The 18,358-nt window shown below is 66.0% G+C and carries 14 protein-coding genes; 5 read left to right on the top strand and 9 right to left on the bottom strand.

Annotated features, from left to right (window positions below):
* Positions 1-5: 5 nt before the first annotated feature.
* Both ACVIGB_RS14900 and ACVIGB_RS14905 read right to left on the bottom strand, forming a co-directional pair.
* Complete coding sequence (locus ACVIGB_RS14900; RefSeq protein ID WP_092115473.1) at positions 6-1,022, bottom strand: Gfo/Idh/MocA family protein; 1,017 nt, start codon at positions 1,020-1,022, stop codon at positions 6-8.
* A gap of 249 nt (positions 1,023-1,271) precedes the next feature.
* Positions 1,272-2,684 (bottom strand): mannose-1-phosphate guanylyltransferase/mannose-6-phosphate isomerase, encoded by a 1,413-nt coding sequence (locus tag ACVIGB_RS14905; RefSeq protein WP_092115474.1) that lies wholly within the window; start codon positions 2,682-2,684, stop codon positions 1,272-1,274.
* A gap of 352 nt (positions 2,685-3,036) precedes the next feature.
* Here ACVIGB_RS14905 and ACVIGB_RS14910 point away from each other — a divergent pair, with 352 nt between their 5' ends.
* Both ACVIGB_RS14910 and ACVIGB_RS14915 read left to right on the top strand, forming a co-directional pair.
* Positions 3,037-4,023, top strand: a complete 987-nt coding sequence (locus tag ACVIGB_RS14910) for a lysylphosphatidylglycerol synthase transmembrane domain-containing protein (protein WP_456722062.1) — start codon at positions 3,037-3,039, stop codon at positions 4,021-4,023.
* A gap of 10 nt (positions 4,024-4,033) precedes the next feature.
* Positions 4,034-5,044 (top strand): MraY family glycosyltransferase, encoded by a 1,011-nt coding sequence (locus tag ACVIGB_RS14915; protein ID WP_456722061.1) that lies wholly within the window; start codon positions 4,034-4,036, stop codon positions 5,042-5,044.
* Positions 5,045-5,111: 67 nt separating this feature from the next.
* On the opposite strand, the gene ACVIGB_RS14920 is transcribed toward ACVIGB_RS14915, so the two are convergent.
* The 6 genes from ACVIGB_RS14920 to rfaD form a co-directional block, all read right to left on the bottom strand.
* Positions 5,112-6,053, bottom strand: coding sequence for an NAD-dependent epimerase/dehydratase family protein (locus ACVIGB_RS14920; protein WP_456722060.1), 942 nt, complete (start codon positions 6,051-6,053; stop codon positions 5,112-5,114).
* Positions 6,050-7,264, bottom strand: a complete 1,215-nt coding sequence (locus ACVIGB_RS14925; RefSeq protein WP_456722059.1) for a glycosyltransferase family 4 protein — start codon at positions 7,262-7,264, stop codon at positions 6,050-6,052. The genes ACVIGB_RS14920 and ACVIGB_RS14925 overlap by 4 nt, the downstream gene beginning before the upstream one ends.
* A 48-nt stretch (positions 7,265-7,312) precedes the next feature.
* Positions 7,313-9,226: a nucleoside-diphosphate sugar epimerase/dehydratase gene (locus ACVIGB_RS14930; protein WP_092115479.1), complete on the bottom strand. Its 1,914-nt coding sequence runs from the start codon at positions 9,224-9,226 to the stop codon at positions 7,313-7,315.
* Between the two features lie 83 nt (positions 9,227-9,309).
* Complete coding sequence (locus tag ACVIGB_RS14935) at positions 9,310-10,590, bottom strand: O-antigen ligase family protein (RefSeq protein WP_456722058.1); 1,281 nt, start codon at positions 10,588-10,590, stop codon at positions 9,310-9,312.
* 8 nt (positions 10,591-10,598) lie between these two features.
* The gene (gene rfaE1, locus ACVIGB_RS14940) at positions 10,599-12,071 is read right to left on the bottom strand and encodes a D-glycero-beta-D-manno-heptose-7-phosphate kinase (RefSeq protein WP_456722057.1); all 1,473 of its coding nucleotides are present in this window, start codon (positions 12,069-12,071) and stop codon (positions 10,599-10,601) included.
* A gap of 18 nt (positions 12,072-12,089) precedes the next feature.
* Positions 12,090-13,070, bottom strand: coding sequence for an ADP-glyceromanno-heptose 6-epimerase (gene rfaD / locus ACVIGB_RS14945; RefSeq protein ID WP_456722056.1), 981 nt, complete (start codon positions 13,068-13,070; stop codon positions 12,090-12,092).
* A gap of 135 nt (positions 13,071-13,205) precedes the next feature.
* On the opposite strand from rfaD, the gene waaF reads away from it, so the two are divergent.
* The gene (gene waaF, locus ACVIGB_RS14950) at positions 13,206-14,270 is read left to right on the top strand and encodes a lipopolysaccharide heptosyltransferase II (protein WP_456722055.1); all 1,065 of its coding nucleotides are present in this window, start codon (positions 13,206-13,208) and stop codon (positions 14,268-14,270) included.
* Here waaF and ACVIGB_RS14955 read toward each other — a convergent pair.
* Complete coding sequence (locus ACVIGB_RS14955) at positions 14,252-15,292, bottom strand: glycosyltransferase family 4 protein (RefSeq protein WP_456725170.1); 1,041 nt, start codon at positions 15,290-15,292, stop codon at positions 14,252-14,254. The two genes, waaF and ACVIGB_RS14955, sit on opposite strands and share 19 nt — an antisense overlap.
* Before the next feature lie 137 nt (positions 15,293-15,429).
* On the opposite strand from ACVIGB_RS14955, the gene galE reads away from it, so the two are divergent.
* Both galE and ACVIGB_RS14965 read left to right on the top strand, forming a co-directional pair.
* On the top strand, positions 15,430-16,443 hold the full coding sequence (galE, locus tag ACVIGB_RS14960) for a UDP-glucose 4-epimerase GalE (protein WP_456722054.1): 1,014 nt from the start codon (positions 15,430-15,432) through the stop codon (positions 16,441-16,443).
* Positions 16,444-16,540: 97 nt separating this feature from the next.
* Positions 16,541-18,352 (top strand): ABC transporter ATP-binding protein, encoded by a 1,812-nt coding sequence (locus tag ACVIGB_RS14965; RefSeq protein WP_456722053.1) that lies wholly within the window; start codon positions 16,541-16,543, stop codon positions 18,350-18,352.
* Positions 18,353-18,358: the final 6 nt, after the last annotated feature.

An 18,358-nucleotide genomic window follows, 5' to 3' on the forward strand; every position in this document is an offset into this window, starting at 1 on the left:
GACAATCAGCCGGCGATGCGGCGCGGCCCCTTGCGCATCGTCGAGGCGGCGGGCCGCGCGGGCGATTCCAGGCAGCGGATCGCGATCTCGAGGCTCGCCACGCCTTCGTCGCCGGACACCGCCGGCAGCTTGCCGCTGCGTACGGCATCGAGGAAAGCGATCAGTTCGGCGCGCAGCGGCTCGTCGTGACCGACCGGCAGATGACGCATCGAATAGCTGCCGTCCGGCTTGAAGCCGAAGCATTCGGTGACCTGGCGCGTGAGCAGGTCGCCCATCACGTATTTGCCGCGGGTTGCGACCGTCACGTTGCGCGCCTTGAACGGCGTCAGCCAGTTGGTGTTGATGTGGGCGAGCACGCCGGACGCCGTGCGGAACTGCAGCAGCGCGATGTCCTCGCGCTCGGCGACCGCGCTCGAGAGCTGCGGCTGCACCTCGACGATGTCGGACTCGGTGAACCAGCGGATCAGGTCGATGTCGTGTACGGCGAGGTCGATCACGACGCCGACATTGGACATCCGCGGCGGGAACGGGCCGACCCGGGTGATGCCGATCGACAGGATATCCTCGCCCGAGATCGCCTGCTTGATCGCGGCGACCGCCGGATTGAAGCGCTCGACATGGCCGACCATCAGCGTGACGCCGGTCCGCTCGGCAGCCGCGACGATCTCGCGGCCCTCTTCGACCGTGGATGCGACCGGCTTCTCGACCAGGATGTGGATGTTGCGCGCGATGCAGGCGAGCGCGATCTCGTGATGCAGGTGGGTGGGTGCGGCGATCGTCACCGCATCGACGCCCTCGGCAAGCAGCTGATCGAGGTTTTCGAAGGCGCGGCAACCGACCAGGTCGATGGCGCGTGCGCGGTGCTCCGGCAGCGGATCGACGATGCCGATCAGCACGACGCCGGGCAGTCCGGCCAGTACGCGGGCATGGTTGCTGCCCATCACGCCGGCGCCGATCACGCCGACGCGCAATGCGCGGCCGATATCGGCCCTCGCGCCGGCTGCGGACACTTTTGCATTCATATCGTAGACCCCAAGTAGCGTTCTGGCGGTTGTCCCGGCTCCTCAGGGAGCCATCCAGGCTCCGAGGGAATCAGACCAAGGCCCCTCGTCCCGATCTGCGCCTCCGGCGCAAATCACCCCGCTTCGTTGGCAGCCGCTATAGCACGGCGTCACAAATGTGGCGAATGCCAACGGCGAAATCCGGACACGTTTTGATTCAAAGAGTTACATCGTCCCGCGCCCGGCGATTGGCGCGGGAACCGGCTCACCTCAGCTGCGCCGGTAGTCGTCCTCGATGCGGATGATGTCGTCCTCGCCGAGATAGCTGCCGGTCTGCACCTCGATCAGCTCGAGCTGGATCTTGCCGGGATTCTCCAGCCGGTGCACCGCGCCGATCGGGATGTAGATCGACTCGTTCTCGTGCACCGTCTTGATCAGCTCGTTGACGGTGACCTGCGCGGTGCCGCGCACCACGATCCAGTGCTCGGAGCGGTGATGGTGCTTCTGCAGCGACAGCCGCCCGCCGGGCTTGACGATGATGCGCTTGACCTGGTGGCGGTCGCCGTTGTCGACCGACTGATAGGAGCCCCAGGGGCGATGCACCTTGATGTGGTTCTCGGTCACCTCGGGCGCCGCCACTTTCAATTTCGCGACCAGCCGCTTCAGCCCGTTGGCGTCCTTCTGGCGTGACACGAGCACGGCGTCCTGGGTCGCGACCACGACGAGGTCGTCGACGCCTTCGAGCGCAACCAGCGCCCGGTCGGTCGAGACGTTGCAATTGCGGGAGTCCTCGAACACCGCCGCGCCGCGCGCCGCGTTGCCCAGGCTGTCCTTGTCGGAGAGCTCCCAGACCTGGCGCCACGAGCCGATGTCGGACCAGCCGCACGCCACCGGCACCACCGCGGCATGAGCGGTCTTCTCCATCACGGCGTAATCGATCGAGATCGCCTTTGCGGCGCCGAACGCCGCTGCATCGAGCTTGACGAAGCCGAGATCGCGCGTCGCTGACGCAACCGACCGCTCCACCGACGCAATGCTGTCGGCATCGACGTTGCGATACTCGTCGAGCAGCACGCCGGCGCGGAACATGAAGTTGCCGCTGTTCCAGAGATAGCCCGCATCGATATAGCCGGCCGCCGTCGCGGCATCCGGCTTCTCGACGAATTTTGCCACCGCGCGCACTTCGCCGGCGACCACCTCACCCGGGCTGATATAGCCGTATTCGGTCGCGGGCCGTTCCGGCTTGACGCCGAAGGTCACGATGCGGCCGGCTTCGGCAGCCACCAATCCACCGCGGCAGGCGGCGACGAAGGCCGGCGTATCCCGCACCAGATGGTCGGCGGCGAGCGCCAGCACGATCGCTTCGCTGTCACGGCTCTGCGCGAATGCCGCACCGGCCGCGATCGCGGGCCCGGAGTCGCGGCGCATCGGCTCCAGCAGCACGTCTGCCTCGCGGCCGATTTCGGCCAGCTGCTCCAGCACCATGAAGCGATAGGCCTCGTTGGTGATCACGATCGGCCGCTCGAACAGGCCGGCGTCGGAGACCCGCAGCAGCGTCTCCTGGAAGGTCGAGCGCGCCCCGAACAGGGACAGGAACTGCTTCGGATGCACCTCGCGTGACGCCGGCCAGAGCCGCGTGCCTGCGCCGCCGCACATGATCAGGGGAATAATTCGTCGATCCATCGATGCCTCAAGTCCTGTCGCGCCAGTCCGGTCGTATCCATCCGCGGACGGCACACCAAAATGGCCCGGTGCCGCCGTGGCCGGCAGCCCTGTTGCCTGGGAAGCACTATCCGGGCAGTCACGCGCCCCCACGCGTCTGGTCGGATCTTACCGGTCTTGTAAACTCCCGGTGAACGGCTGGCCGTTCCCCGTCCCGGCATCTTTAGCCGCCCCTTCGCGCCTGCCGCAATAGGGACCAGTACGGGTATTGCCAGATCGGTGCGGAAACCATACCAAGGCGGCGAATTTGGGCGCGCGAAAGCGTTTTGCGCTGTTTTTGACACATCCTGAAAACCTGGCAGCGCGAACGGAAATGCGCCGAATCCTGCTTTCGACCGTCAAGATCCTGATCTCGGCTGCGCTGCTCTATTTCTCGCTGCGCAAGGTCAACCTGTATGATCTGGCCTCCCGCATCCAGGTCGAGAGCCTGGGCTGGCTCGGCCTCGCGATCGCGGTCACCTTCCTGCAGATCTTTCTCGGGGTGCTGCGCTGGCGCGAGATCAGCGTGGAGTGCGGCGCGCCGCTGGAAACCGCGCAGGCGATGCGCTTCAACGTGATCGGCACCTTCTTCAACCAGACACTGCCGTCCTCGATCGGCGGCGACGCCGTGCGGCTTTGGCTTGTCGCGCGCGCCGGTGCGGGCTGGCGCGCAGCCACCTATTCGATCTTCGTCGATCGCGCAGTCGGACTGATCGCGCTGGCCGTCGTCATCGCGGCCACCCTGCCCTGGAGCTATCGGCTGATCTCCGATACACACGGCTGGATGGCGTTGCTGCTGCTCGACATCGCCGCGCTTGCGGCCGGCTTTGGTTTCCTCGTGATCGGCCTGTTGCCGTGGCCCTGGCTGAAGCAGTGGTGGGCAACGCACCACATCCACGCCTGCGCGGTCATCGCGAACCGGGTGTTGTTCAGCCGCAAGCACGGATTGCGGGTCGCGACCCTTTCGATCGCCATTCACGTGGTGACCGTCGTGATCGGCTGGTGCGTGGTGAAGTCGATCACGGCTCCCGTCACCTTCGGCCAGATCTTCCAATTGTTGCCGCCGGTGATGCTGATCACGATGATGCCGATCTCGATCGCGGGCTGGGGGGTGCGCGAGGCCACGATGGCGCTCGCCTTCGGCTATGCCGGCCTGATCGCGAATGAAGGCGTCAACATCTCGCTGCTGTTCGGCGCGGTGTCGTTCGTGGTCGGTGTGTTCGGCGGCCTGGTGTGGATCCTGAGCCCGGAGAAGGCCGCCAAGGGCGCCGAGCCGATCGAAGTCCCGGGATCGCAATCGCGAGTCCCGGGATCGCAGTGACCGGGCCAGAATGAGCAGTTTCGAGACCCTCCTGTCGTTGATCGCAGCGGTACTGGCCGCATCGATCTCGGCCGTCCTGATCCGGGCAACGCGGCCTCTGCTGCTGCGCGTGGCACTGGCGAAGCCGAATGCGCGCTCGTCGCACCGCATTCCAACGCCGCAGGGCGCCGGCATCGCGGTCGTCGCAGCCACGCTGCTGGCGGGCGGGATCGTCATCGTGCTGGCGGGATCGCCGGACCTGACAATACCATTCACGGTGTTCGCGGCCTGCCTGTTCATCGCGGTGGTGGGCTTTGCCGACGACATCCGGTCGCTACCTGTCGTCCCGCGGCTGTTGCTGCAGGCGGCCGCCGTTGCGGCCGTGGTGTTTTCGGCGCCGGCCGATCTCAGGCTCGTTCCGGCCTGCCCGGTCTGGCTCGAACGCGGCCTGCTGCTGATCGCCGGCCTCTGGTTCGTGAACCTCGTCAACTTCATGGACGGGCTCGACCTGATGACGGCGGCCGAGGCCGTGCCGATCACGGTGGCCGTCGCCCTGCTCGGCAGCTTCGGCCATGTTCCCGCGGCTTGCGCGCTGATCGCGGCAGCGCTGTGCGGCGCGTTGCTCGGCTTCGCGCCGTTCAACCGGCCGGTGGCAAAGATATTCCTTGGCGATGTCGGCAGCCTGCCGATCGGCTTGCTGCTGGGCTGGTGCCTGCTCGAGCTTGCCCTGCATCAGCAATTCGCCGCCGCGCTGCTGCTGCCGCTATATTATTTGACCGATGCGACGGTCACGCTGTTTCGCCGCATCGCGCGGCGCGAGCCGTTCTGGTCCGCGCACCGCTCGCACTTCTATCAGCGCGCGACCGACAACGGATTTGTGGTGTGGCGCGTCGTCGGTGAGGTCTTTGCACTCAACGTGGCGTTGGCGCTGCTCGCATTCGCCTCGGTCGCCCTCAATTCCCTCGTCGCAGACATCGTCCTGCTGCTGGCCGGCGCGCTCGCCGTCGCCTGGCAACTGCGCCGGTTCTCGCGGCCGTTCTGATCGGGCCAGAGCGTTTTCCAGCGAAGTGGATACCGGTTCGCGTGAAGAAAACGCGTCAAAATAAAATCTAGATATCCGTTCGGCTCAGCGCACGCTTAAGCCCTTCATCGAGGCTGATCGGCTGCTGCCATCCGGTGCTCGCGACCTTGGACAGATCAAGTTCAAGCGAGGCGAACAGGCTGTCATAGGCTTCCTTGCGGCCGCCCACCGTGAGCGACACTCTCAGGAGCGGCGACGGCAGCCAGAACAGACGCGGCGAGGTTTCTGCCGCGCGGGCAAGGCGCTCGACGAACTCCCGCGTCGAGACCTGCTCGCGGTCGGCCACCAGAAAGACGTCGAAATCATTTCCCGGTCGCGACAACCGGTACAGAATGAACGACGCCAGGTTTTCCGCCGACAGGAACGCGCGGCGATTCTTCACAAAGGCGAGCGGAAGCGGCATGCGATTGATCACCGCACGCTTGAGCAGGGCGAAATTTCCCTTCGCGCCGGCGCCGTAGATCAGCGGCGGCCTGATCACGGTCACCCTCATGCCGCTGCCCGGCACGATCCCCTTCAGACCAACCTCGGCGGCCGCCTTCGAGTTTCCGTAGAGGCCGCGAGGCGTCAGGACATCGTCCTCGCGAAACGGCGGGCGTCCATAGTTGCTGCGCCCATGCACCAGGATCGTGCTGACAAAAATGAAATCCCGAACGCCTGCCGCAACCGCCGAACGCGCCAGGTGCAGCGTGCCTTCGATATTGACGTTGCGATAGAGCTCGATCGCCTGTTCATCGGACTGCTGGTGAACGCGAGCTGCAAGATGAACAACGGCGTCCACGCCATCGAGCGCGGCGCGCCAATCGGTGGCGGGACTGAGCGAGCCGATCGCCACGTCGTTTGCATCCTGCAGCGGGGTGCGCACCGCGCGTCGCACCAACCAGCCGTTCTGCTCCAGCTCTGGCACCACGTGGCGACCGACAAAGCCGCTCGCACCCGTCACCAGAACCGTCGGGCGGCGATCATTCATGCTGTCCGCTCCACATCGTGATTGGATAACAGCTCCGCAACCAGCGCAGCGTAGCTCGACAGGGCCCGCTCGGGACTGAAGGTCCGCGCGGTCGCGACGGCACGCTCGGCCATCGCGGCGTCCTGCGATTGCGACGCCATCCTGATCGCATCGGCGAGTTGGTCGGGCCGTCCCGGCGTGACGACCCAGCCCAGCCGGTTCTCGCTGACGGTCAGCGCGGCCTCGGCTTCGGGTTCGGAGACCAGGATGACGGGCCGGCCGGCTGCGAGCAGATTATAGAACCGGCTCGGGACCGATACACCGGCAACGTTCTTGCGATAGGGAATGAGCCAGACGTCCGCGCTGGAGAGCAGCGCATCGAGCTCGCCATCCGCGACGCGCTCGACCAGCGTGACGTTGGCGAGCTGCGCCTCGGCCTGCATCTCCTTCAGCCGCGCAAAGCCCATGCCCCATCCCGACAGCAGGAAATGGATGTCGCGTTCGTCACGCAACAGCCGCGCGGCCCCGAAGACGATGTCCGGATCGTGGGTGAAGCCGAGATTGCCGGACAGGCCGACGACGAAGCGGGCGGCGATCGCCTTGCGAAACGGATTATCGGGGCTGACGGGACGATTGCCGGGGTCGAGCGTGGCCCAGTTCGGGATGAACCTGATCTTGTCCGGTGTCATTCCGCGATAGCGCAGCAGCAGCTTCTCGGCATCGCGGCCGATCACGATGACGGCGTTCAAGGCACGGAACATCAGCGCGTTGATCGCACGCATCGCGCGCGCGACCAGCGAGGACGGCCGCAGCAGCCCGGCCATCACGAGAACATCCGGAAACAAATCGTGCAGGATCAACGCCGACTTCGCCCCCTTCAGCCTCGCCGCGGCGGCAACCGCATAGGGCAGCGCGAAGGGAGCAGTCACCGTCAGCGCCACGTCGCCCCGCTGCAGCCGCGACAACAACGCAAAGAACATCCGTCCGGTGAACAGCGCCTCGGCCAGCGCGCGCTTGATCAGCGCCGCCTTGCCCGGCAGTCGGTTCCTGATCTCGACGACGGCGGGCCGCCCCGGCGCCGGCGCCCGCGCCGAGCCCGGCATCCCGGACACCACCACCACCTCCGCCTCCTGCGCGATCCGTTCGGCGATCGCGGACATGATCGCGGCGGTCGTGCTGTGGTCCGGCGGATAATGCTGGCTGGCGACCACGACTTTTCGAGAACTGGGCATCAATGGCTTTCGAAACGGTCCTGCCTGATCGCCCGCAGGACGGCGCGGTCAGGCGGCATTCGACCCGAACTCGGGCACGGCGTCCTGAAGGACGGCACGGATGGTCACGCGGTCATCCCTCTCGATCGCATCTTCCAGCGCCGCGAGCCACTTGCGCAGCGTCGACATCGGAGGCTGGTTCGGCTTGGCGGCCATGACGCCGGCAACGCCGATTTCGAGCGTCGGCTCCTGGCTTGCGAACAGGATCTCGTTCAGCCGCTCGCCGGGGCGGATGCCGCTGAACACGATCTCGACGTCGGCGCCCGGTTGCAGGCCCGACAGGCGGATCATCCGCTCGGCGAGATCGACGATCTTCACCGGCTGCCCCATGTTCAGCACATAGACCGAGACGTCGGGCCGCGCCGGCGTCATGGCGTGCGTCGCGGCGGTGATCACGAGATCGCAGGCTTCGCGGATCGTCATGAAATAACGGACCATGTCCGGATGGGTCACCGTGATCGGTCCGCCGGCCTCGATCTGGGCCTTGAATTTCGGCACCACGGATCCGTTGGACGCCAGCACGTTGCCGAACCGCACCGAGATCAGCCGCATGTGCGACTTGCCCCTGGCCTCGGCCATCAGGTCATGATCCATCGCCTGACAGTACATCTCGGCGAACCGCTTGGTCAGGCCGAGCATCGACACCGGTTCGATCGCCTTGTCGGTCGAGATCATCACCATGGCGCTCGCGCCCGCGGCACGCGCCGCGTCGGCAACGTTCACGGACCCGAAGATGTTGGTCTTGACCCCTTCGCTCCAGTCGCGCTCCAGGATCGGCACATGCTTGAGCGCCGCGGCATGGAACACGATGTCGGGCTTGAACTCGCTCATCAGGCGCGTGATGCGCTCGCGATCCCTGATGTCCGCGATCCGTCCCTCGATCTCGGGGCCGGTGTCGCGCGCGGACAGCGCCTCGGTGACCGCATAGAGCGCGGGCTCCGAGTTCTCGACGACCAAGAGGCGCGCCGCGCCGAAGGTCGCGACCCTCTCGCAGATCTCCGCGCCGATCGAGCCGCCGCCGCCGGTCACGATGACGGACTTGCCCTTCACCAGCGTCTCGAGCCGCGCGTAGTCGATCTTCTGGCTCGGGCGCAGCAGCAGGTCTTCGACCGCGACATTGGTGAGCCGTGGCGTATCGCCGCCCTCCAGCGACGGCAGGCGGCTGACCATCAGACCGAGCCGCTTGGCGCGCATCAGCACGCTTTCCGGATGCGCATCCGGCTCGAAGGCCGAGGGCGTCATGATCACGCGCTTGATCGGCCGCTGGCGGCTCTCGAAATCCCTAATCACGGCCTCGATATCATCGACGCCGCCGAGCACGGGAATGTTGCGGATCATCTGGCCGCGGTCCGCGGCCGATGGCGAGAGCACGCCGACCGGCCAGAGCCGCTTGATGGCGCCGTTCTCGATGCCGCGCAGCACGACTTCCGCGTCGGCCGTGCGTCCGACCAGCAGCGCCGACGCGGCATTGTCGGATCGGGCATGAAGTCGCGTGCGCGAATAGCGGAAGTAGCGATAGCCGAGGCGCAGCGCGCTCAGCGCGAACACCTCAAGGAAGAAGAACAGAATGATCGTGACGCGGCCGAGGAACACCGGACTTGGCGAATTCGCCCCGGTGAAGAAGTAGACGTAGTCCACCACGACCAGTGCCAGCGTCAGCACCGCTGCGACCCGCAGGATGTTCACCGCGTCCGGCAGCGAGGTGAAGCGCCATTTCGCCGTGGTCAGATTGGAGAAATAGCTGACCACGACGCTGAACAGCACGAACCAGGGCAGAATGCGCAGCAAATGCGGCAGCCGATCGGTAAGCAGGCTGCCCTCGAAGCGCAGATAAAAGCTCGCCAGCAACGCAAACGTCGTCGCGAGCGCGTCATGTGCCAGAATCAGGAAGTTGCGCAGGTGGAATTGTGAAAGGCGCGTCATCTAACGGACGGGTTGCTGGCAACTGGGAGTTGGCGACGAGACATTGGCAGGCTGTAGCGTATCTGCGGAGCCCTTGCCAGCGATCATGGACGGATCGGAGGCTCGGGTTCCATATCCGTCCCCAATCGCCCCTTCAACGCCATACCGCCCGCAACGCCGACGCCCAGCACGTACATCCAGCCTTCATGAAAGTCGAAGATGTGTGAATTAAACAACGAACTTGAAATATTCTGTACCACGACGAGAAGCCCGATCCAGTTGACGAGACCGTCGCCGCGGAACAGCAACAGGTGCAGCAGCCACATCGCGTAGAGTATCGCCACACCCACAATGCCCCACTGCACGGCGACGTTCAACGTTTGATTGTGGGGGTTTCCGATCACTTCGGCGGAAGCCTGGTTCACGCCGCCGGCCGCGACGCGCTCGAACAGGCCCCGCGTCGCGCCGGTGCCGTGGCCGATGACCGGAGCCTCGGCAAAGAAGCCGAGCGACTTGCGCCAGAATTCGAGCCGCAGACCAAGCGACGTCGGCTCGTTGCGCTCCATGTAGAGCTTGTAGTCGCGCTGGAATGAATCGGCCGTCGCGCGCAGTTGTGGCGAGGCGTACCACGCCGCCACGGACAACGCACCGGCCGCACACAGGATCAGGGCGATGCTGCGCCAGCGCAGATGCAGCAGTGCAAACACCGCGAACATGATCGGAATGGTCACCAGCGCGGTCCGCGACACCACCACGAACGCCATGTTGGCAAGCAGGCTGAGCGCGATCCCGACCAGCAACACGGCCGGCAGGACGCGATTGGCCCGCAACAGCATCACGATCGGATAGGCCAGCGCGACCGCGCACAGCGTGAATTCCTGGCTCTGGTCGATGTAGTTCTTGACGAAGACGCCCTGCTCGCCGGGGGCCGGCGCCCGCAGCGCGAGATGGGGCCAGGCAAGCACCAGCCACGACATCAGCATCAGCAGCGTGCAGGAGACGAGGAAAGCCACGAACACCCATGTCCCGCGGCTCGAGCGCTGGAAGTGATAGAGCAGGACCGGAAGCACCAGCAGCTTTGCGGTCGGCCCGACCGCGTACAATCTCGCGCCCCAGGCGGCGTCCGACCAGAGCGTGCCAGCGAGCGCGAGGCAAAACAGCGCGATCGGCGCCACGCAGATCGGCCGCTTCAGCAGCGTCCAGAACGCCCACAGGTCGACGGTCGGCGCAATCGAGATCAGCAGCACCACGCCGAAGATGCCGACCAGCGAGGTCGACCACGGCAGCGACAGCGCAATCAGGACCGCGACCACGTCGGTCGTGCTCTGCCAGCGCGCCGGATCGCGCCAGGCCGGGCACGCCGCGGCGCCTGCCGGGGATGCCATGCTCGCACTCACGCCTTGCCCTCACGGGCCCGGGCAACCAGCGACGTCGTGCTGTGGCCCTGCAGGATCTCGACCAGCACCACCTCGCCGCCGGCGGCCTCGACGATCTCGTGGCCGACCACCTGCTCGCGGGTATAGTCGCCGCCCTTGACCAGCACGCTCGGCCGCACCTTCGTGATCAGGTTGATCGGCGTGTCCTCCTCGAAAATTGCGACGAGGTCGACGGCTTCCAGCGCCGCGAGCACCTCGGCCCGGGCGCGCTCGTTCTGCACCGGACGCCCCTCGCCCTTCAGCCGCTTCACCGAGGCGTCGCTGTTCAATCCGACGATCAGGCGATCACACGCGCCGCGCGCGGCGGTCAGCACCTTGACGTGGCCGGGATGCAGGATGTCGAAACAGCCATTGGTGAAGCCGATCCGCAGATCCTGCCTGCGCCACTCCTCGAGATACGCGTCGATATCGCCGCCGGCCGGGACGATCTTCTCCTCCGCCGCCAGCGACGCGTGCGGCAGGATCTTTCGCCGCAACTCGGCGGATCTGACGATCGCGGTACCGGTCTTGCCGACCGCGACCGCAGCTGCGGCACTCGCGATCCGCAGCGCGCCGTCCCAGTCGGCACCAGCAGCCAGCGCCAGCGCCAGTGCCGCAGCGACGGTATCGCCGGCGCCCGAGACATCGCGCACCTTGACCGGCAGCGCCGGCACATGGATCGAACCGCCGTCCCGCGTCACCAGCGTCATGCCGCGCTCGCCCTGCGTCACCAGCATCGCCTCGCAATCGGCGAGGACCATCGCATCAGGCGCGGCCTGCGCGATGCTGTCCTGGCTGTCGGCACGGCTGCGGGTCGCCTCGGCGAATTCCTTCCGGTTCGGCGTCAACACGGTCGCGCCGCGATAGATCGCGAGGTTGGCGCTCTTCGGGTCGACGATCACGCGCTTGCCCGCCTGGCGCGCGGCGTCGATCACATTGCGGATCACGCGCGCGGTGAGCACGCCCTTGGCGTAATCGGACAGCAGCACGATGTCGGCGCGCACCAGGCGAGGCAGGATCGCATCGATCAGCTGCTGCTCGATGGCGGGGGCGGCCGGCGCGGCCAGCTCCCAATCGGAGCGCAGCATGTGGGTCGAGAACTGTTCCGAGACGAAGCGCACCTTGCGCGTGGTCGGACGCGCGGCGTCGCGCACCAGCACGGTCTCGATCCCCGCCTCTTTGGCCAGCGCCTCGGTCAACACCGTCCCGGCGGCATCCTCGCCGATCAGGCCGACGAAAATGCAGCGGCCGCCAAGTGCGGCGATATTGCGCGCGACGTTGCCGGCGCCGCCGATATTGATCTCGCTGCGCCTGACCGCGATCACCGGCGCCGGCGCTTCCGGCGAGATCCGCGACACCTCGCCATAGACGAACTCGTCGAGCATGAGGTCGCCGACGCAGAGCACGGTCTGGCCGGACATTGCACGCGAGATCGCTTCAAAATCGAACATCAGTCACCGTCATCCGCTCTAGCGATAGCGATCCGCGCGATCGAGAAAGCCGTTCACATAGGCTCCGACCGCGTCTTCCAACTGCGTAAAACCGCCATTGTATCCGGCGCGCCCGAGACGATCGACGACGCTCTGGGTGAAATATTGGTAACTGCCGCGAATCTGCTCGGGCATGTCGACATACTGGATGTTCGGCTGCAGGCCGAGCGCGCCGTAAGCCGAGACGATCAGGTCCTTGAAGCTGCGCGCCTTGCCGGTGCCGACATTGAAGAGGCCGGAGACCCGCGGCGTCGCGACCAGCCACATCATCACCCGCACGACGTCGTCGACATAGATGAAGTCGCGGCGCTGATCGCCATCGGCGATGCCCTCGCGATGCGACTTGAACAGCTGCACGACGCGGCCCGCTTTGATGTCGTCGAAGCGGCGCGCCAGCACGCTCATCATCGTGCCCTTGTGATATTCATTCGGGCCGAACACGTTGAAGAATTTCAGCCCCGCCCATTGCGGCGGCAGGGGTTCGCCTTTCGCAGCGCGCTCGGCGACGGCGAGATCGAACAGGTTCTTGCTCCAGCCATACAGGTTCATTGGCCGCAGCCGCTTGAGCGCCTCCACCGAACCATCGTCGTCAAAACCCTGGTCGCCGTCGCCATAGGTGGCGGCCGAGGAGGCATAGATCAGCGGGGTTCCGGTCGCGGTGCACCAATCGAGCAGCCGCATCGAGAGACGGAAATTGGTCTCGATCACCAGATCGCCGTCGGTCGCGGTGGTCTCCGAGATCGCACCGAGATGGAGGACGGCATCCAGCCGCCGGCCCTGCAGCCAAGCCATCAATTCGGCCGGCGGCACGAAATCGGCGATCTGGCGCTTGGCCAGGTTCCGCCACTTGCCGTCGTCCCCAAGAATGTCGCAGACCGCCACGTCGCTGCGCCCGGCGTCATTCAACGCGGCCACGACGTTCGATCCGATAAAACCGGCGCCCCCGGTTACCAGAAACATGATGAAATCCCGCCAGATTCCTTTGCAGCCGCCAGCTTTGCCCCACTCCTGCGCGACAGGCAACGACGGCTTTACCTCACTTCGCGAACCGGTTACCGACTTGGCCGCGCCGATCCGGCTTTGGCCTGGTTAGAAATGAATATGGATTCAATATCTGATATCGAAACGCAGGATACCGAGGATACCAGACCGATCCTCGTCGTGCCCTATGTTTGGATCGGCGATTTCGTGCGTGGCCACACCGTGGTCAGGGTGCTCCGCAAGCGCTGGCCCAACCGGCCGGTCGACCTCCTGACATCTAGGCTTTGCGCCCCTTTGGTGGATTATATGCCCGGGGTCCGTGCCGGTGTCGTGTTCGACCTGCCGCGCAGCCGGCTGGCGCTGGCCCTGCAGCGGGCGCTGGCAGCCGAATTTCGCGCCCGGAATTATGCCACCGCGCTGGTGCTGCCGCGCACCTGGAAGGCTGCCATCGCGCCGGCCCTGGCGGGCATCCCGGAGCGGGTCGGCTTCTTCGGCGAGGCGCGGTTCGGCCTGATCAACGCGATGCGATGGGGCGAGAAGAAGCAGCCGCGCTTCATCGACAAGAACGCCATCCTGGCGCTGCCCGATGGCACCCCTCGGCCGCCCGAATGGCCGGTGCCGCAGCTGCGGGTTCCCACCGACGAGGTCGGCCGATGGCGGCAGGCCAACGGCCTCGGCACCGGTCCGGCCATCGCACTCGGACCCGGCTCGGTCGGGGTCTCGAAACGCTGGACCTATTATCCTGAAGCCGCCCGGCTGTTCGCCGAACACGGATTTGACGTCTGGGTGGTTGGCGGCCCCGGCGAGAAGGCGCTGGCGCAGGAGATCGCCGCCGTCGGCGGTCCGCGGGTCCGCGATCTCACCGGCACCGATCTGCGCAACGGCGTGCTGGCGATGGCCGCGGCCAGCGTCGCTGTGACCAACGACTCCGGGCTGATGCACATCGCAGCCGCGATCGGCACCCCGACCATGGGCATTTTCGGCCCGACCGACCCTTATCTCTGGGCGCCCCTCAACGGCCTCGCCGCCACGGTGCGGCAGACCAAAAGCAAGCTGCCGTGCCAGCCGTGCCAGCGCACGGTCTGCACCATGAACGACCATCGCTGCATGCGCGACATCGCCCCCGAAGACATCGTCGGGATCGCCGAGCGCGTGCTGGCTCAGATCAGCGCGCGATAGACCGCCGCGATCGCGTTCGCCTCCGCATCGAGGCTGAACTTATCCACAACTCGTTGGCGTGCCCGCACGCCCATCGCCGCGGCCGCGGCCGGATCGCGCATCAGGGGCTCGAGTGCCGCCACCAGCGCGTCGGCATCGCCGGGTGGCGTCAGCACGCCGGTCGTGCCGTCTTCGACCACGAACTCGGCAGCGCCGGCGCGCGCGGCCACCAGCGCCGCGCCTGCCGACATCGCCTCGATCAAGGTCAGGCCAAAACCTTCATTGCGCGAGGTGAAGGCGTAGATCGTCAGCCGCTGGTACCAGCGCACGACATCCTCGATCGGTAGCTCACCCGTGATGATGATGCGCGATTGCAGCCCGGCGGTCTCGATCTTCCGCTTCAGCTCGTTGGCAAAGGCCAGCTGCTCCGGCACCACCGCGCCGACGATCACGGCGGTGAAATCGGGATAGCGCGGCAGCAACCTGCACATCGCCTCGACAAAGACATCGCTACCCTTCTGCGCGCGCACCCGTCCGAAGCAGCCGATCGCATAGCGCCCCGGCAATCCGCTTTCCGCGAAGGCGTTCGCACGATCGGCCGGCGGCGCATAACGGTCCGTATCTACGCCATGCATCACCACGGTGGCGTCGCGCTTCAGATAGGAGGCCGACAGCGGGCTGGTAGCGATGATCGCTTCCATGTTGCGGATCAGCCAGCGCGTCAGCCAGGTGTGATGGCGCTGCGCGGCCGACGTGAACAGCAGCTTCAGCGGCCAGCCGAGCGCGCGCAGCAAAAGTCCGGCAAGCATCTCGTCATTGCGCCGCGCATGCCAGATCAGCGGCGAGGCGCGCCGCCACAATCGCATCAGATCGACAAATCCGATCGCGTCGATGCCGTCCGGCCGGTGCGAGCCGAGCCAGCCTGCGCGAAACATTTTGGCAAGCTTCGGCGCGACCATCCGGTTGGTCGCGGTGACACCCGAATAGCGTCGGTGCAGATTGGGCACGATGAGCACGAGCTCGCCGGCAGGTGTGTTCTCGATCGGCACGCAAGTCTCCGTTTCGTGCCAGTTCCTATACGCAACATTAAGCATAGTGGCCAGTTCGGCCGCGGCGAAACCCCCTCTTCACCGCACTCCCGCTAGCATCACCGGTTAAAGATATCGGGAGAGCTCTATCCATGACCGTGCTTGTGACCGGCGGTGCCGGCTATATCGGAAGTCACATGGTTCATGCGCTGGTCGATGCCGGCGAAAGCGTCGTCGTCGTCGACAATCTTTCCACCGGCTTCTCCGCGTTCCTGCCCCAAGGTGTTCCGCTGTTCATCGGTGACGCCGGCGACGAGAACCTCGTCGAGGGCGTGATCGCACAGCACGGCATCGACAGCATCATCCATTTCGCAGGTTCTGTCGTGGTGCCGGACTCGATGCGCGATCCCCTCGGCTACTACCGCAACAACACCATGACGACGCGCAGCCTGCTCAACGCGGCGGTGAAGGGCGGCGTCAATCGCTTCATCTTCTCCTCGACCGCGGCCGTCTACGGCAATCCGGACCAGGTGCCGGTGCCCGAGATCGCGCCGACGCGTCCGCTGTCACCCTACGGCTCGTCGAAGCTGATGACCGAGATCATGCTGCACGATGTCGCCTCGGCCCATGGCATGAGCTACGTCGTGCTGCGCTACTTCAATGTCGCCGGCGCCGACCCGAAGGGCCGCGTCGGTCTTGCCACCATCGGCGCCACCCATCTGCTCAAGATCGCGGTCGAGGCCGCGACCGGCCAGCGCGCCAAGATCGACGTGTTCGGCACCGACTATCCGACCGAGGACGGCAGCTGCGTGCGCGACTTCATCCATGTCAGCGACCTCGTCGAGGCGCATCGCTCGGCGCTGTCCTATCTGCGCGCCGGCGGGCAATCGGTGACGATGAACTGCGGTTACGGCCGCGGCTATTCCGTGCTCGAGACCATCGAGGCGGTGCGCCGGGTCTCGATGCGCAATTTCGCGGTCGCCTATGCCGCGCGCCGGCCCGGCGACATCATGACCATGGTGGCCGACACCACCCGGATCCGCTCGCTGCTCGACTGGACCCCGCGCTACGACGATCTCGAGACCATCGCGAACCACGCGCTGGCCTGGGAGGAGAAGCTGTTCCGGGAGCGCGGGGGCGCCGCGCGACAGGCAGAATCGGCCTAAAAATCAAGCCGTTATTGGGCTTGAAAAAGCCCCGCCAAGCGGGCAAGGAGGTCCGCAACCCTGACGGCCGGCGCCGCCCGCCGTCAATGGAACGCGGATGGCTCAGTTTCCAAAGAAAATTACCGACGATCCCTATGGCGCGGCGATCCTGATTCGCCGCCTGGTCACGGAACAGGGGATCACCTACTGGCGGCGCTATCTGACGGCGTTCGCCCTGATGGCCGTTGCGGCCGGCTCGACGGCCGGCGCCACTTACGTGCTCGGCCAGGTGATCAACCAGGCCTATGTCGACAAGAACATCCCCGGCATCGCGATGTTTGCCGGGGTCACCGTGGTGCTGCTGTTCATCAAGGGCGTGGCGACCTACGGCCACATGGTGATCCTGTCGAAGATCAGCAATGCCATCCTGGCGCGGAACCAGCGGCAATTATTCGCCAAGCTGATGAGCGAAAGCATTGGCTTCTTCTCGCAGCGGCACTCGTCGGAATTCCTGGCGCGGCTCACAGCCGGCGCCAAGTCGATCACCGACGTGCTCAACATGCTGGTCAATGCGATCGGCCGCGACTTCCTGATGCTGATCAGCATGGTCGCCGTCATGGTGTGGCAGGACCCGCTGATGTCGTTCATCGGGCTGGTGGCGGTGCCGCCGGCCATGCTGGTGCTGCGCAAGCTGGTGAAGCGGATCAAGGGCCTCGCCTACAACCAGTTCACCGGCACCGCCGACATCATGGAGACGATGCAGGAATCGCTGCAGGGCATCCGCACCGTGAAGGCGTTCACGCTGGAAGACACCATGCAGCAGCGGATCGACGAGAACATCGCGATCGTCGAGCGCAACGCCAACAAGATGGCGCATGTCGCCAACCGCTCCAACCCGCTGATGGAGATGCTCGGCGGCTTCGCGGTCGCCGGCTGCCTGATGTATGGCGGCTACAGCGTGGTGGCGCTCGGTTCCACGCCGGGCCAGTTCTTCACGTTCCTGACCGCCTTCCTGATGGCGACCGAGCCGGCCAAGCGCCTGGCGCGGCTCAACATCGATCTCAACAGCCAGCTGGTCGGCGCGCGGATGCTGCTCGAGGTCGTCGACAGTCCCGCAAGCGAGCAGGCCGACGACGACAAGCCGGCGCTCAAACTCTCCGACGCGCGGATCGAACTGCGCGACGTCAGCTTCGCCTATCGCCCCGGTGAGCCGGTGCTGAACCGCTTGAGCTTCATGGCCGAGCCCGGCAAAGTCACCGCGCTGGTCGGTCCCTCCGGCGGCGGCAAATCGACGGTGCTCGCCCTGCTGCTGCGCTTCTACGAGACGCGCGAGGGCGACATCCTGATCGACGGACAGTCGATCCTGTCGGTCTCGCGCAAGTCGCTGCGCCGGCAGACCGCCTATGTCGGCCAGGACGTCTATCTGTTCCGCGACACCATCCGCGCCAACATCACGTTCGGCAAGCCGGGCGCCACCGAGGCCGAGATCGTCGACGCCGCCAAGGCCGCTTGCGCGCACGACTTCATCATGAGCTTCCCGCTCGGCTACGACACGCCGGTCGGCGAGCACGGCACGCAACTGTCCGGCGGACAACGCCAGCGCATCGCGGTCGCCCGCGCGCTGGTCAAGAACGCGCCGATCATCCTGCTCGACGAGGCCACCGCCGCGCTCGACTCGGAGTCCGAGAAGCAGGTGCAGGAGGCGATCGAGCATCTCTGCCAGGGCCGCACCACGATCGTGATCGCGCACCGCCTTCACACCATCATGCATGCAGACGCGATCCTGGTGGTCGAGGGCGGCGAGATCGTCGAGCGCGGGCGGCACGACGAGCTGCTGCGCCGCAGCGGCCGCTACGCCTCGTTCTTCCGTCTGCAGCACCACCACGACCCATCGCCGCTGGCATTGGCGCCGATCAGCGCCACCGGCTGAGGCTCA

It is taken from the genome of Bradyrhizobium sp. USDA 4341, from assembly GCF_054063755.1.